Below are 17,062 nucleotides of genomic sequence, written 5' to 3' on the forward strand. Positions count from 1 at the left end.
AAATTAGTACTTTCACTGCGATAAATCGGGATGTAGCTTAGTCCGGTTAAAGTGCTGGTCTGGGGGACCAGAGATCGGAGGTTCGAATCCTCTCATCCCGACTTTTTCAATTTTAGATTCCATTTTACAATACGAAAAGTTTTAGCATTTTTAAAATATTCAAATCTGTTGTATTTTTAAAGAAAAATAATGCTATGAAAAATATCTTTTTTCTTTCATGCTTCTTTGCAACTTTTTCACTTTTAGGCCAAGAGAACATATCAAAAACTGAAGAGTCGGAACAAAGAACTTATTTAATAGCACCTTATTTACTATTTCCGAATATGGAAGGTGCAAATAAAATTAGAATGTTACCACCAGTTGAGGTAGATGCTCGTCCGTCTGATATTTTCGGACAACTGAAATTTGGAGGAATGCTATATTTTGAAACCAGTAAAAATAAATGGATTATAAGTACTGACTTTATTTACATGCATTTGGCAATGGGACTGGAGGAAGGTTTGGTCGTAGATAATGGGGAAATTGATTTAAAGGAATTACTGTTCGAGGTATCCTTTCTGAGATCTTTAACCGATTGGATAGATATTGGTGTCGGAGGGAGAGTTGTTAGTATTAAAGAGGGAATGACTATAAATACTAAAATTCCGAACTCTATACCATTGACAGGAAGCATTACCGAAACGTGGTTTGATCCTGTAATATTATTGAGATCTAAAGGATATTTTAATGAACATTGGTTTTATCAAGCTCGTGGAGATTTTGGTGGATTTGGATTAGGATCTGATTTTACTTGGCAGATTCAGTTGGAATTAGGATATCAGTTCACCGATAAATTCGGATTGAGTTTGGGGTATCGTAATTTAGATATTGATTACAATAATGGTCAGGGGTCAGATTATTTCTCTTATGATATGAACACGTTTGGCCCACAACTAAAAGGTGTTTTTTCGTTTTAATCAATTTACTTAGTTATTATATTTTGTTCTTATTCAATTTCCCGTAATGGATATTAAAGAAATTTATCAGGAGATATTTAAATCTTATGGTCATATTGATCTAAGTAGTCGTATTCAGAAAATTATTGATCTAGACAGATTTTTACCTTATAGTTCTACTTTTTTTAGTGTTACTAATACAAGAGATTTGTCATTTCACTACATCAGTAAAAATGTCTTCTCAATACTTGGTTATACACAACAAGAAATAGTCGATGGAGGGATGCGTTTTTTTTGGAGCAAAATTCATCCTGAAGATATTGATATTTGGTTAAAAACTCTTGCAGATTTAATGCAGTTTACGATGAATGAAATAGCGGTTGAAGACCGAAGAAACATGACCTATGTCTGGAATTATAGAATGATAAATTCGAATGGTGCATATGTAAATATTGTGCAGAACACTACTCCTTTGGAGTTTGATGAACATGATAAGCCAATAATTGGTTTAGCTCATTATACCGTTTTACATGGTGAAGTACCTATGCCAATTACAGCCTCTGCAAAATTGATGAATGAGCAAAATGAATACGAGACCGTTTATTTTAATAATTTTTCTCAGAGATTATTAACGGATGGTTTGTCTAATAGAGAGCGAGATGTTATTAGATTGCTTGCTCTTGATTATACGAGTAAGGAGATAAGTTCAAAATTGAATATCTCATCTAACACTGTGGATACACATAGAAGAAATATATTAAAAAAATTAAAGGTTTCTTCAACTGGAGAATTGGTTGGTTTAATTAAGTCATATCAATTAATTTTATAAATATGAGAATATTTTTGATGTAAAATACTCAAATTGAGTATTGTATATTCTGATAATTCAAAGTATATTTGATATAGTTAAGTTACGTAACTTAACTATATAACTTTTTATTGTTTTTAATTGGGGGATTAAAATACATATGAAAAAGAAAGTTATAAAAATGAAAAAGGACCGCTTATATGAGTGGTCTTTTTTTGTTGATTTAATCTTAGAGAAGTTGTTTCAAATTGATCCATTAAAAAAACACCAACTTATTAAAGTTGGTGTTTTTTTAGTTTATTTTATTTACAGTTATTTCTGTTTATTTTGTTGTATTTGATATTCCTTTTTAAGTTTACCATAGTTTGGTTCAATGCCCTTTTTCATTTTAGCAATAACATCTGGACGTTCTTTTTTTAACCATTCAACAACTTCTGGTCCAGGAGGAGGAGGCGCATTTTCCCAATCTATTTCATCGAATCCAAAATCATGATTTTTGCTATTCCAATCCTCAAAATATCCTTGCATCACTTTTAATTGTTCTTTGTAGTTTGGATCATCAACAAGGTTGATTGTTTCATAAGGATCGTTCACAAGATCGTACAATTCTTCCTTTTCTTTTGTAGCAGCAAAAAATCTTGATTGTAATTCATTTAACTCATCTTTAGCATATAAATCTCTCATAATATGAACAGCAGGTCTGTAAAACTCTAGATATGCTTGTTGCGCATCATAAGGTACTTCAGGCATGTTGTTTCTTATGTATTTAAAATTTTTCGTAGTAATTGCTCTTGACTGCTCTAAGATTTCATCCCACAAATCTCGACCAGAATAAACATATTCTCGACTCGCATTATCATTATTAATAAATGGTCGTGCTGTCATATAAGATGGTAGTTCAACTCCTGCTACTTCTAAAATTGAGGCTGCAATATCTATTGATGAAACCAACCTTTCATCAACCTTACCTCCAGTCATACTTGCAGGCCAATTTACTATTAAAGGCAAGTTGATACCTGGTTCGTATAAATAGCCTTTACCGCGAATATTGCATCTGCCGTTATCTCCAATAAAAATCACGATCGTATTTTCTTTTAATCCTTTTGCTTCTAGATCTGCTAGCAACATCCCAACCTCATTATCCATATATTCAATTTGGTCCAAATATTTAGCCCAATCTTCTCTAATTGCTGGATGATCTGCATAATAAGGAGGTAAAACTACATCAGCAGGATCAACTTTGTGCTCAGATTGATTCCTTACTTGATTCCACCACCCACCTCTGTGCGTCACATTTAAAGTAACTTGTGCAAAAAATGGTTGATCAGAGGGTAGAATACTATCGTATTTGTCAAATAGACCAAATTCTGTAGATCCGTTCCAACTTCCAATAGCCTCATGTTTAAAATTAACATCAATTTTTCTTCCTTTACCTCTAACAATTGGACTTCCTAAAATAGTGGTGTAACCAGCTTCTTTTAATAGGGCAGTTATAGGTTTAATAGAATCTCTTAAAATAATCTCTCTATTAGATCTATGATGCTGCGTATTTGCAACATTTTGATGTACACCTGTTATCATGTTAGATCTACTAGGTGAGCATATGGAATTGGTACCATAAGCATTGGTGAACATACTACCCGTTTCAGCCAACTTGTTTAAGTTAGGTGTTTTTACGGCAGGCATTCCGTAAATTTCTAAATCAGTCCCAATATCTTCTGCCATTATCCAAAGAATATTTGGTGGGGTTTTCGTTTCTTTTTCTGTTGCTGAATTTTGTTCGCAGCTCATTAATACACCAAGTGCGAGAGCAGCAAAAGCCATTTTAAGTTGTGTTAAATGTTTCATTAATAAGGTTTTTCTTTTCTAGGCTCATTTAGCCAAGTTCTTAACTCTGTTACTAATTTCTCAGCAATTTTGGGGTATTGGTTTAGAAGATTCCAACGTTCATATGGATCTTCTTTTAAATTGTAAAGTTCAATATATTCTCCTTCTAATGCAAGTAATTTCCAATCTCCTTTTCGAGCAATTTGATTTGCCACTGGATGAATAGGTTCATCTATGGTATTTACATAGTTCCAATTATTTTTGTAACGATTGGAAATTTGAAAAAACATTGTTGGTCTTTCTTCAACTTCAATATTTTTTAAGAATAATTCACTTAAATCTATTCCGTCAATTTTATGTTGTTCTTCTATGGTTGAATTGCTAATTGTTGCAAATGTTGGTAAAAGATCAATTGTATTCGCTAGACTATTAGAGATTTTATTTGGTGCTATTTTAGATGGCCACCATGCAATAAACGGAACTCGAATTCCACCCTCATGAAAATCAGTTTTCCTTCCTTTATAAATACCAGAACTACCCAAAAATGCAGGTCCATTATCGCTAGTAAAAATTACCAATGTATTTTGGGCAATGTCTAAGTCTTTTAAAAGAGCGAGTATCTCACCAACACCCTTATCAATTTGTGATACCATTGCCCTATATAATAAATCTTGCCCATTAGTACGGTGTTTATAGTTTGCAATTAAAGAATCTGTAGAATACTCATATGGAGCATGAGGTGCATCTAGCCAAAGGTTTAAGAAGAATGTTTTTTTGGAGTTATTCTGTTCTTCAATATATTTTTTCGCTGCATCAAATTTTAGTGAGGTCCAATGATCATTATTTGGAGGTAACCTCTTTTCATCTTTAACCAAATATTTTCCTGCATCTTTATACAGTCTTTTTTCTTTCATAGCGGGAGCTCTGTATAAAGTATCTTCAAGCATTGTAAGATAGTGATCAAAACCATGTTGTAAAGGCCCTGGAGGAGATTCTTTTCGGTTTTGTATATGTTTTTCATTGAGTCCCCCTAAATGCCATTTACCAATATGCATGCTGTTGTAACCTTTTGAATTAAGAAGCTTAGGTATGGTAAGCATGGTATTGTCAAGATACATTTCTTTATCATTAAAATGTTGAGAGACGTTATACCTAAGAGGGTAATTGCCGGTAAGAATACTTACTCTAGTGGGAGTACAAACAGCGGAGGCTGCATAGAATTGATTGAGTTGTAGACCTTCTTTGGCCATTTTATCTAGTTGAGGAGTTTCTATTCGCTTACTTCCATAAGTACCTAGATCTGCATAGCCTAAATCATCTGCAACGATCAAAATTATATTTGGACTCACCTCATTTTTTACTTGACCAAATAAAGATTTAGTGGCAATTAGAGTAATAAATAGAAGTCGTGAGAAACTCATTTTTAGAAATAAAATTAAAGTGCTATGATAGATTAATTTAAATTATTGATTGTAGTATTCATTAATTTAAAGGTTGTATAAATTATCTATTTATTAGATAAAAAGAGCCCAGATAAAACATCTTAGGCTCTTTGAAATTAATTTAACTACTTATTATGATATAAAACTAATATCCTGGATTTTCAACCAAATTAGGGTTGTCTGCAACTCTATTTATTGTTATTGGTAAATAGTAATGCTTTTCTTGAAATACTCTTGGTCCTGTTGAGGCACCTCTTCTAATTTGAATTTTATACTTATCTGTTGCACCGTTATAGGTAAATTTTAAACCTTGAAGATTTGTTCCATTCAAAACATCAACAGCAATTCTCCATCTTCTTAAATCCCAGTAAGCTTGGTCTTCAGCAAATAACTCAACACGTCTTTCTTGTTGAATGTTTTCAAGTGTTAAACTAGTTCTTGCTGGCATTCCCGCTCTCGCTCTAATCATGTTAATAGCGTCTAGAGCTTCATCAGTATATCCTAAGTGAAATGCAGCCTCTGCCAAATTTAAATAGGTCTCTCCTAATCTAAATACTATATAATCAGTATCATCAGTATTTCCAATTGGAAATTCGGTTCCTTCATCTACGCGTTTTCTAAGCAATAATCCCGTACCGTTGGCTTGATTTCTGTTTTTTCCTGGGGCTCTATTAGACCATCCTGGAGGTGCGCTCGTAGCATTAATTGTATTGTCATGGAAATATACTTTGCCACCTTGCCAATCACTTTCAGGGAAAAATACAGATGCAACAAATCTTGGATCACGATTTCTAAAGAAATCATCTACATGCCATTCTTGATTATGTACTAAAGAACGATCGATTTTACCAGTTGATCCATCAGCAAAATCAAATAACTCAACAGTGTCATAGAATACGAAGAAGTTTGCACCCCATCCACCATGGAACGGCCATGGCATCGCCAATAGACTGAATGAATGCGCATTCAATTCATCATCAAATTTTTCTGAGAAAATAACTTCAGGGTTCTCATTTTCATCAGTAAATAATTCTTGAAAGTTTTTTGCTGGATCACTGTGTCTTTGGTATAAAGAGTGTCCACTTTGTTCTATCAAAGTTTTAGAAGTATTATAAGCTTCTTGCCAAAACGGCTCTGCATCTGGTATTCCTACTACACCATCTAATTGCACAGTACCGTATTCTCCAATGGAACCAGCGTATAATGCTGCTCTATTTCTTAAAGCCATTGCTGCCCATTTAGAAGGAGTTCCGTCGTTTGTAGTTTTATCTGGTAAAATAGCTTCAATAGCCCTCATTTCAGAAATAATAAAGTTGTAAACTTCTTCTTCGGTATTTCTAGACACAAATAATTCTTCAGCAGGAGCATCTATTGCTTGTGGCTCTGTTATTATTGGAACTCCTCCATAGCGTTTAACCATGTGAAAGAACACATAGCCTCTTAAAAATCGAGCCTCAGCTATTCTGGCTAATTTAAAATCAGCGTCTAATTCAGATATAGTTTCCATATTAACAATGAATTCATTGCAATTACGCACTTGCGTATATGCCCAATATTGCACTGCCCCAGCTGGAGTACCAGTCTCATCTATATCTCCAGTTGATGCACCAAAAGGCTCTTGCCATGGTCCTATATTTCTAAATTCACCAGCCATATTTCCGTCTAATCCGGCATTAAACCCAGATTGGCCAGCTTGATTTAAGAATAGTGAATTCTTATAAAGTTGGTTTAATTTAGTGTCTACTAAATTCTCATCTTGCCAAACACTTGCATCAGATATTAACCCCAATGGCTCTTGGTCTAATACATCATTGCAACTTGTTAATGCGAATGAAATACCTAAGATTATATATGTTAATTTTTTCATTTCTATTTCGTTTTAATTATAGTGCTAATTTTACTCCGAAGGTATAAGTTCTCATAATAGGATAGTGGCGTCCATTTTGTGTAGCTGGGCTTTCCGCATCAAACGTATCTTTATAGATTCCTAGATTATTAAAACTAAATAAGTTTGTTCCAGCAGCGTAAATGTCTATTCGATCGAACCCGATTTTGCTAACAACATCAGAGTCAATAGAATAGTTCAAATTTAATGATTTTAATCGAACATACGTGTTATCTAATAACCAGAAATCAGAAGTTACATTGTTATTTGGTGCAACACCATTATTGGTAATCTTCGGTAATCTCGCCATTGGATTTGTGTTAACCGTTGGATCATCATAATCTGGTCTCCAAGAATATTTTAGGTGATAATCATAAGGTGTAGATGCATTTGAAAAAGCGCCTCGCGCCGCACCAGCAATATTCATATTGAATAATCCGGCACCTTGGAATAATGCAGATACAGAGAAGTTTTTGTATTGCATGAAGATATCTAAACCATAAGAAATATCAGGTGTACTACCTGTACCAATCTCTTTCTGATCTCTCCAGTCAATCACGCCGTCTCCGTTTAAATCAACATACTTAATGTCTGAAATACCTGGAGCTCCGTTTCCTAATTCATAGACTGCGTAGTTGTCAATCTCTTCTTGAGTTTCAAATAAACCATCAGATACATAACCAATCCATCTATTGGTATAATTTCCTTCTTGTTGGTATAATCTAATTCTATCTGGATCTGTTTCGGCTTCTTCAGCAACACTTACCCATTTTTGTCTTGCCCATCCAACATTACCTGAAATACTATAGCTAAAGTCATTACCAATTTTATTTTTATGATTGATTAAGATGTCAAATCCTCTATCATCTCTATCATTGATATTTTCTTGAGGCAAAGCAGCACCAAATGTACTAGGTATATCCGTTTGGTTAGTACCAAATAAACCTTCGGTCAATCTGTAGAATACATCTACTTCAAACCCTAATAAACCATTCCAGAAACTACCATCAACACCCACATTATACAAGGTATTGGTAAACCAAGTTATTTCTTGATTAGGTAAGCCGTTAGTAAAAATGATTTGACCAGTTCTATCGTCGATTAAATAAGTTCCATTTTCTGAAATTGAATATCCAGTTAAGAATCTAAAGTTTCCTACGTTATCTAAACCTGTTTGGCTAAAAGAAGCTCTTAATTTTAAATTATCTACTGAATTAGAGTTTGCTAAAAAGTTCTCTTCAGATAGTCTCCATGCACCAGAAACACTTGGGAAATAACCCCATCGATTATCTGGATCAAATTTTTCTCCGGTTGCATCTGCTCTCATAGTAGCTTCTAAGAAGTATTTACCTTTATAGTTGTAGTTTACCCTTCCCACATAACTCATACGTCCAGAAGAACTAGCATTACCACTGTTTTCGGCAGTTTCTTTATCACCTGATCCTAAGTAAGGAATATCAGTAGAAATCAGATCATATCTTCTTGCTTGTATTGCATCGTCTTTAAATTCAATTGTTTCAACTAAACCTAGAGCGTTAATGTTGTGCCCGTTGATACTCTTTTTATATTCTAAAGAAAATTGAGGGTAGAACTGAATTCGTTTTCTATAATCTTCAGTAATACTGCTTCTTCCTTGAGCAGTACCTTGATATAAATACTCATCATTTTCATAGTCATAATCCCATACATCATAAGGTTTTCTCAATGCTTTTCTTGATGAATTTAATGATTCATACATTATGACACCTTTTGCAACTAGATCATTCGTAATGTTGAATTTTAACTGTACTCTTGCATTTAGGAACTCTCTGATATCCTCATTGAATCCACCAAAACTTTTATCTGTAGCAGCGTATGGACTTCTGGTATTAAATCCTGAAAAAGCAGCTCTCGTTGGGTCTGGTAAAAACGCAGAGTATACGGGTTGTGCCGTTTGTAATCTGTTGTACATATCACTAGGATTTGTTGCTGGTTGATCTCTATCTTCACGTCTGTAAGAGATGTCTACTCCAAATGATAATTTTTCACTGATTTTAGCATCTAAGTTTGAACGTAAGTTGTAACGTCTGAAGCTTAAATCTCCTGAACGATATGCACTTTCTTGGTCTAATAAACCGACAGAAGCAAAGTATTTTACATTTTCGCTACCTCCACTTACATTTAGGTTGTGCTGTGTCATAGGAACATTTTGAGTAAATACTGCATCATTCCAATCTTGGTTTACATATCCTGGTACATTTCCAGCTTTAAATTTATCTACATCTTCTTGAGTATAGGTATCGTCTAAGCTTCCATTTCCGTTTAAATCAGCCTCTCTAATCAAAGTAGCGTACTGCCAAGAATTAACATAGGTACGCTCTTTAACAGGTGATTGGAAACTGGTGTTACCGTGATAGGTAATTTTAGCTTTTCCTAATTTACCTCTTTTGGTAGTTACTAGAACAACCCCGTTACCAGCTCGAGAACCATAAACTGCAGCGGCACCATCTTTTAATACAGAAACACTTTCTATATCATTCGGATCTATTCTGTCCATTGAAGTTTGAACTCCATCAACTAATACTAAAGCATCACCAAAACCACGAATATTAATAGTGGTAGCATCGTTACCTGGTACACCCGTGTTTTGTTTTGTAATTAAACCAGCAACACGACCCGATAATAGTTCTGTCGCAGTTGATGTAGGCGCTTGAACAAGAGCTTCTGATTTAACTGTACCAACTGCTCCAGTTAAATCAGTTTTTAAGGTTTGACCATAACCTACAACTACAACCTCATCTAGTTGGCTTGTACTTTCGGCAAGAGTTACATTTAAAAGAGTTTGATTTGCTACTGTAACAACCTTAGTTTCGAAGCCCACAAATGAAAATTCAAGTTCATCTCCAGTGTTTGCATTAATTGTAAAGTTTCCGTCAAAATCAGTTTGAGTTCCATCGGTTGTACCTTTAATTAAAATACTAACACCTGGTAAAGGTGCTCCGGCATCATCGACAACAGTACCAGATATTTGTTGTTGTATCGCTGCTTTTTCCTTAATAGAAATATTAGCGTTTTTGTAAGCATACATTGTATCTGCAGTAAACATGATACACGTAAGTACTAAACACATAATTAGCTTATTCTTATATTTAGAATAAACTGAAGAGTTCAGTAGTTTTTCCATAATTAATTAAGTTAGTTAATAGATTTCGTTTAGTTCTATAGTTTTAAGAAAAGAAAACTATCTTTTCTATGATTTACCATTAACACACACTGCACTTCTGGTGGGTAGTGGTGGGTTCGAAACAAAATTCCTTTTTGTTTTAAAAATTTCTGGGGTATTTAGAAGTCAATATGAGGGTAAAATGAGTGCATTTCTTCTTGTAGCTCGTTATAAAGATTAATATTTTAGTTATTTAATTGAAAATTGTATGATTATAGCACTTTCTATATGAATTTTAAAGGGATACCATAACTAGTATACCTGTAAACAAAAGGATTATTAAGAGAACAACAATGAGTTGAAAAAATTTGTATTTATATTGGTTTTTGTTAGAAGCCATTTATCAAATATCTAATAACTTCCTTTTAAAATAGGGTATAATTAAATCAACAAAAGGGTAAATTTAAATCAGATTGATTTATTTGTACTTAGAGGGAGTAATACCAAATTGTTGAATGAAACACTTTCTAAAGTATTTGGGATCGTTAAAGCCAACTTGATAGGCTATTCCGGAAATATTATCTTCTTTATTTTTTATCATTTGGGCAGCCTTTTTAAGTCTAATGGTTCTTATAAAGGCAGAAATATCTAGATCTGTAATAGTCTTTATACGTCTATATAATGTTGAGGCACTGACAGCCATTTCACTAGCCAAAAACTCTCTGGTTAAATTAGGGTTATTTAAATTTTCAGATACGACAAGGCTAACCTTATTTAGAAATTCTTGGTCGAGTCTACCAATTGATATTGACTCGGAAGACTCAAGACTAATAGAGTTCTCGAAAAATTCGCGTAATTTCTCTCTACCATGCAGTAATCCCTCCACTTGAGCTCTTAATACGTTGGGATTAAATGGTTTTGTTACATATAAATCGGCACCGGCATTATATCCCTGTTCTTCAAAAATTTTACTTGTCCTAGCAGTTAGTAAAATTACAGGTACATGCAATGTTTTTTCGTTTTCCTTTATAGATTTGCTTAAAGTTAATCCATCCATATTAGGCATTATAAGATCGCTAATTATCAAATTAACTTCTTTGTTTTGGCAAATCTCTAGGGCTTCAATACCATTTTTTGCTTCTAAAGTTTTAAAAATATTATTGAAAATTGATTTAATAAATGCACGTATATCAGCATTGTCATCGACAATTAAAATTGTAGTATTTAATTTATTAGATTCAGATCTGTCTTTTGATTTTAAAGATTTATTTATTACTGTTTCTTTAACCAATAAAGGAGTAGTTGTTTTAGTTGGAATTTTGGTGCCGGTAATTTGTTCTGTGCCAGTTTTAAGCTCAATAATAAAAGATGTTCCTTTGTCTTTGGTAGATTCATAGGTAATGGCTCCTTGATGCATTTCTACATATCTTTTGGTTAGTGCAAGTCCAATTCCTGAACCTCTTAAGTCTAATTCATCAGCTTCATTACCTTTGTAAAATCTATCAAAAATTTGATTTCCTATATTCTCTGGGATTCCAGTTCCGTCATCTGTGACCTTTATAAAGAATCCTTTTTTATCTGGAGTTTTATCTAAAATTATAAACACTTTTGAGTTTGTATGTTTAAAAGCATTAGATAGTAAATTACATAAAACTACTTCCATTTTGTTTGCATCAAAAGTTGCTTCTAAATCATCTTTGAGAGGAGAAAATTTGTAGATAATACCTTTATCATCAGCGAGTGTTTTAAATGAAAGGAATATTTCTTGTACAAAATCATTTAGACTATAAGTGCCAATAGTAAGATTAAGTTTTCCCTTTTCTAATTTTCTAAAATCGAGTAATTGATTTACAAGATTCAATAATTTTTGAGTTTGAGTATGAATCGTATTTAAGTAATTTTTATCACTGCTGTTCAGATTAAGATTTTGCGAAATTAAAGCGTCAACGGGTCCAGTTATTAAAGACAAAGGAGTTCTAAATTCATGAGCAACATCTGTGAAAAAGCGTTCTTTTAAATTACTTATTTCTATTTCTTTTTCCTTGTTTAATTGGGCAATCGCTAATTTGTTTTTGAGATTATTTTGTTTGTTAATAAGATACCTATAAAGGTATAGGAGGAGTGTAAAAATGACTATGTATAATACTATTGCTTTGTTTGTTTTGTAAAAAGGAGGTAAAACTTCTATTGCAATAGATGATGGTAAACTATTTGTATAATAATTTCTAGATTCTGGTCGAATAATAAATTCATATTTACCAGGGGTTAAGTTGGCATAATTAATAGTATTTACTCCTGTTAGTTTTTGCCAATTATTGTCCTTTCCTATTAATTTATATTGATAACTTTGATTGCTAGAGGTGTTGAAATTTATTGTGGTAAAGGAAAGACTAAAAGAATTTTGAAAATATTCTAGTTCAATAGAATTGGTGTATGAAATTGATTTTTCAAGAATTATTTTATTCTCATATAATTGAAGAGGTAGTATTGTTTCCCCTCCAATCCTTAATTCAGTAAGTATTACTTCAGGAGAAGTGACATTCCTAATTTGTTTCGGATCAAAAATACTTAGTCCACTGTTACTTCCAAAATAAAGTTTACCAGAATCGTCTTTTAAGGCAATTTTATCATTGAATTCATTTGAATTCAGCCCGTCATTGGCATCAAAATTAATGAATAAACTTTTGCTGGTATTGAATCTTGAAAGTCCTAAATTGGTACTCACCCAAATATTTCCTATATCATCTTGTATGATACTATGGATATATGAGTTTGGTAGGCCGTCTGAGGTGTCATAAATATTAAATTTAATTTGTTTTGATTTTAAATCAAATTGATTCAAACCATTTGTAGTTCCAATCCAAAGGTTTTCACTTGTATCCTCAAATAACGATGTAACTATATTGCTGCTTAACCCACCATTTTCAGGATTATTCTGGATTCTGATAAATGTGTTGTTGTTAAGGTTGTATTTAATTAAACCATTATAGGTTCCTATCCACAAGATGCCATATTTGTCTTGATGGAAAGATGTTACTCTATCCTTTTTAAAAATATTTTCAAAATCAGCGTTTAATGGATTTCCTTTAGTTGAGGATTTATAGACACCATGCTGTTGCGTGCCTAACCAGAAGTAGTTGTCAGAAGATTGAAAAATAGCAGTGGCTTTGGCAATATTTATATAGTTAATTGAGTCTTTCAATTTAATTTTAATTGGGATTAAATTGAAGTCATCACCTTCGGTCTCTACATTGTATATGGTATGATTGTCTGATGCCCAAAATGTGCCACTTAAGTCTTCATAGATTGCCTTTATTCCTTTTTTTCTCCCTTTTAATCTCGGATTTAAAATAGGAGGTGCCGGTTTTGATTTTAAATGCGAGTTTTCTTTAGATACATATAAGTTATTATCTCCTTTAATACCTAACCAAATTCTTTTTTCACTATCCTTTAGAATAGACCATATTGGTTCCTTTGGAAGGAGATTTAAAATCGGAGCCTCAGCATAAGAATTAAATTGATTAATTCGATTGTCAACTTGACATAACCCTCCACCATTTGTGCCTAACCACATAAGACCATTTTTGTCTGTGGAAATAGATATAATGTCTTTATACAGTTCCTTTCCTCCTCTGTTTTGACTATTTTCTATTTGATAATGAAAGAATCGTTTTTTTGCAATATTGTATTGGTATAGACCATCTCCCCAGGTTGCAATCCATAAATTCCTGTCTTTGTCTAATGCTAACCTATAAGCATTGTTGCGTTGACTGCCACTAGTTTGAAACTTTGGAATAATAATATTTTCGAATTCTATATTTTTTTCATTGTATTTAAAAATATCAAAATTCCAAGAACCGAAATACAGATCTTTAGAAATGGGGTCTTCGATTACACAAGTTAGATAACGAGGAGATAGCTTTTCGATTAATTCTCCGTTCAAACTGTATTTAAAAACACCTTCTGATGAAACAGCGATCATCCTATTGTCAGAAGTTTTGTGAAGATCTAATATGATTGATTTGGGAAGAAGATGCTTGATGATTTGTTGGTTTTTGTCAATAACAATAATACCTTTCTGCCAAGAACCAAGCCAGATTTGCTGAGTTGTACCCTCTTCGATACTTACAATTCTTGCATTAAATAAGTCAAGATTGTTTTGATTTGTTGGAATAATAGTTTTAAACTGTTCGAATTCTGGAGAATATCTTGTAACTCCATTCGATTTTGTTCCGATCCATATATTACCTTGCTTATCTTCGAAAATTGTTTCAATAGAATTATTAGATAAACTATTAGGGTTATTTAGGTCATTGTTAAAAACTTTAAACTGTTTACCATCATATCTATTTAAGCCCCCTCTAGTACCTATCCATAAAAAACCTCTTTTATCTTTTATAATAGAGGTTACCTCACTTTGAGAAAGTCCATCTTTAGAGGTTAAGAACTTTACTTTGTTATTGAATTGGGAATATTGACTAAATGTATTAGTAGTTAGAAGTAATGAAATTATAATGGAACATGCAGACAGGTAGTTCTTTAGCATTTTTCTATTAGTTAAAAAAGCAGTTAATTTTGTATTCATTACTTAGAATGTCTTTCAAATATAGATTATTTTTTTAGTGCCATGCAAAAGAATAATAAGTAATTGAAAATATATAAGCATTCTGGTAGGTAGTGGTAGTAAAAAATATTCAAAATTTCACTATTTTTCAGAATAGTTTCCTTAGATTAGCCAAAATTCTTTTGGAATATTAACTTTTCTTAACTAGATTGAAACAAGATTATTTGACCATAAGGCATATCACACCCGAAAACTACAGCTTGGTGTACATGAGTTTTAAAGACGTACTTTTTTACTTTGCATTAAAATATGTAGAGGATCAAGTTGCAGAAGATATCGTACAAGATGTATTTTTAAAACTTTGGCAAAAAAAGGATGAAATTGAGTTTAAATCTTCTATAAAGTCTTATTTATTTACAATGGTTAGAAATGGTTGTCTTTCTCATTTAGAAAAGCAAGCTGTTAGAATCAACTATAAAAAAAATAAAGAGGTTTATCTTAAAGGAAATTTGCAGAGTGCGGCTCACGAAAAACAAGGTGATACCATTCTCATAGAAAAAGAAAATGATGCCTTTTTTCAAAAAGCACTTTCAAAACTTACCCCTAGAAGTTGTCAAGTGTTCTTGTTGAGCAGAGAGCAAGACAAAAAGTATAAAGAAATTGCAGAAAGTTTAAACGTTTCTATTAAGACCGTTGAAAAGCATATGACTTCTGCTCTAAGAACGCTTAGAGTAGAATTGGCTGTTCATTACAATTAATTGATTTAAGCTTTTCTTTAGAAACTACTAATACACTTGATTAAATGAAATTATTTCGTTTAGATACGAGCATTTTAATGCTTGCTTTTATGTTTATGGGATGTAATCCATCAAACAATCAAAAAGAAAAAATAAAAGCTCCAAATATTATTTTTATAATGAGTGATGATCATGCATATCAGGCTATAAGTGCTTATGGTATGAATTTAAATCATACCCCAAATATAGATCGAATTGCTCAAGAGGGAGTTTTGTTTAATAAGGGTTATGTAAGTAACTCTATTTGTGCTCCTAGTAGGGCAGTTATGCTTACTGGTAAGCATAGTCATATGAATGGAAAAGTAGACAATATACAGCCTTTTGATTGGAATCAAGATAATTTTGCAAAACAGCTGCAATCGGCTGGATATAATACGGCACTTATAGGTAAGATACACTTAAATGGCTTGCCCCAAGGATTTGATTACTCAAATGTGTTGCCAGGTCAGGGTAGCTATTATAACCCAGATTTTATTGAAAATGGCGAGCGCAAAAAATACCAGGGCTACGTAACTCGGATTACAACCGATTTGGCGCTAGATTGGTTGGATAATAAACGTGATAAAGAGAAACCTTTTCTATTATTGTATCATCAGAAAGCCCCGCATAGAACTTGGATGCCTGAAAAAAAGTATTTAAACTTATTTAGGGATTCAATTTTTAACATGCCCTCTAATTTTTATGATGAATACCACAACCGAAATGCAGCTTCAATGCATGAAATGGGTATTGTTAAAGATTTAGATCTAGTGTATGATTTGAAAATGTTGGATAAAGCGGGCGAGTTAAAAACAAGATACCGAAGAGCCTTTCAAAACCAATACAATAGAATGGATTCTATTCAAAAGAGTTCTTGGGACCAATACTACAACCCAATAATAAACGAGTTTAAAAATGCTGATTTAGAAAATGAGGCATTAGCAAAGTGGAAGTATCAAAGGTATATGCAAGATTATTTAAGTACTATACAATCTGTGGATGATGGTGTCGGAGAAGTTTTGGATTTTTTAGATGCAAATAATTTAACAGAAAATACCATTGTTATTTATACCTCTGATCAAGGTTTCTATTTGGGAGAGCATGGTTGGTTTGATAAAAGGTTTATGTACGAAGAGTCTTTTAGAACGCCCATTTTAATGCGGTATCCAAAAGAAATAAAGAGTGGTACTGTTTCTGAAGATTTGATCCAGAATATTGACTTTGCTCCAACTTTTATAGATTATGCAGGACTCGATATTCCTGAAGAAATACAAGGAATGTCTTTCAGAAGTATAGTAAATGAAACTTCTGATGAGTGGAGGGATGCTCTGTATTATACATACTATGAATTTCCGGGAGAACACCATGTTAAAAGACATTACGGTATAAGAACAGATAGGTATAAACTTATACATTTTTATTATGATATTGATGAATGGGAATTGTATGATTTACAAGAAGATCCAAAGGAAATGACTAATCTTTATGATGATACTAACTATAAAGAAATTCAAGTTTCACTGCATAAAAAGCTCGATGATTTAAGAGTGCATTATAAAGACAGTGATTCCTTAAATCAATATCACTTGAATCGATTTTTAGACGCTAAAGGATTGCAGAAGCACTAAAAGAAAATCCCGATAAACTGAGTTTTAAATCAGTCTATCAGGAATGTTCAATCAA

Annotated in this window: 9 protein-coding genes and 1 tRNA gene; 5 read left to right on the plus strand and 5 right to left on the minus strand. The window is 32.7% G+C overall.

Features of this window, described 5'->3' with window-relative positions:
* Positions 1-26 precede the first annotated feature (26 nt).
* The 3 genes from ACYQ5R_RS07105 to ACYQ5R_RS07115 all read left to right on the plus strand — a co-directional run bounded on the left by ACYQ5R_RS07105 (position 27) and on the right by ACYQ5R_RS07115 (position 1,764).
* Positions 27-101, plus strand: a tRNA-Pro gene (locus ACYQ5R_RS07105).
* A gap of 93 nt (positions 102-194) precedes the next feature.
* Positions 195-956 (plus strand): hypothetical protein, encoded by a 762-nt coding sequence (locus ACYQ5R_RS07110; protein ID WP_460190226.1) that lies wholly within the window; start codon positions 195-197, stop codon positions 954-956.
* A 46-nt stretch (positions 957-1,002) separates the two neighbouring features.
* On the plus strand, positions 1,003-1,764 hold the full coding sequence (locus ACYQ5R_RS07115) for a LuxR C-terminal-related transcriptional regulator (RefSeq protein WP_460190227.1): 762 nt from the start codon (positions 1,003-1,005) through the stop codon (positions 1,762-1,764).
* Between the two features lie 291 nt (positions 1,765-2,055).
* On the opposite strand, the gene ACYQ5R_RS07120 is transcribed toward ACYQ5R_RS07115, so the two are convergent.
* The 5 genes from ACYQ5R_RS07120 to ACYQ5R_RS07140 all read right to left on the minus strand — a co-directional run bounded on the left by ACYQ5R_RS07120 (position 2,056) and on the right by ACYQ5R_RS07140 (position 14,585).
* Positions 2,056-3,591, minus strand: a complete 1,536-nt coding sequence (locus ACYQ5R_RS07120) for a sulfatase-like hydrolase/transferase (RefSeq protein ID WP_460190228.1) — start codon at positions 3,589-3,591, stop codon at positions 2,056-2,058.
* Positions 3,591-4,991 carry a sulfatase-like hydrolase/transferase gene (locus tag ACYQ5R_RS07125; protein ID WP_460190229.1) on the minus strand — a complete coding sequence of 467 codons (1,401 nt, stop codon included), beginning with the start codon at positions 4,989-4,991 and terminating at the stop codon, positions 3,591-3,593. Before ACYQ5R_RS07125 ends, ACYQ5R_RS07120 begins: the two co-directional genes overlap by 1 nt.
* A gap of 166 nt (positions 4,992-5,157) precedes the next feature.
* On the minus strand, positions 5,158-6,879 hold the full coding sequence (locus ACYQ5R_RS07130; RefSeq protein ID WP_460190230.1) for a RagB/SusD family nutrient uptake outer membrane protein: 1,722 nt from the start codon (positions 6,877-6,879) through the stop codon (positions 5,158-5,160).
* 16 nt (positions 6,880-6,895) lie between these two features.
* Positions 6,896-10,060, minus strand: coding sequence for a SusC/RagA family TonB-linked outer membrane protein (locus ACYQ5R_RS07135; protein WP_460190231.1), 3,165 nt, complete (start codon positions 10,058-10,060; stop codon positions 6,896-6,898).
* Positions 10,061-10,517: 457 nt separating this feature from the next.
* On the minus strand, positions 10,518-14,585 hold the full coding sequence (locus ACYQ5R_RS07140) for a hybrid sensor histidine kinase/response regulator transcription factor (protein ID WP_460190232.1): 4,068 nt from the start codon (positions 14,583-14,585) through the stop codon (positions 10,518-10,520).
* A gap of 227 nt (positions 14,586-14,812) precedes the next feature.
* Here ACYQ5R_RS07140 and ACYQ5R_RS07145 point away from each other — a divergent pair, with 227 nt between their 5' ends.
* Entirely contained in the window at positions 14,813-15,361 is a 549-nt protein-coding gene (locus ACYQ5R_RS07145) for an RNA polymerase sigma-70 factor (RefSeq protein WP_460190233.1), read from the plus strand.
* A gap of 44 nt (positions 15,362-15,405) precedes the next feature.
* Complete coding sequence (locus ACYQ5R_RS07150; protein ID WP_460190234.1) at positions 15,406-17,007, plus strand: sulfatase family protein; 1,602 nt, start codon at positions 15,406-15,408, stop codon at positions 17,005-17,007.
* Positions 17,008-17,062 lie beyond the last annotated feature (55 nt).

It is taken from the genome of Urechidicola sp. KH5 (genome assembly GCF_054661455.1).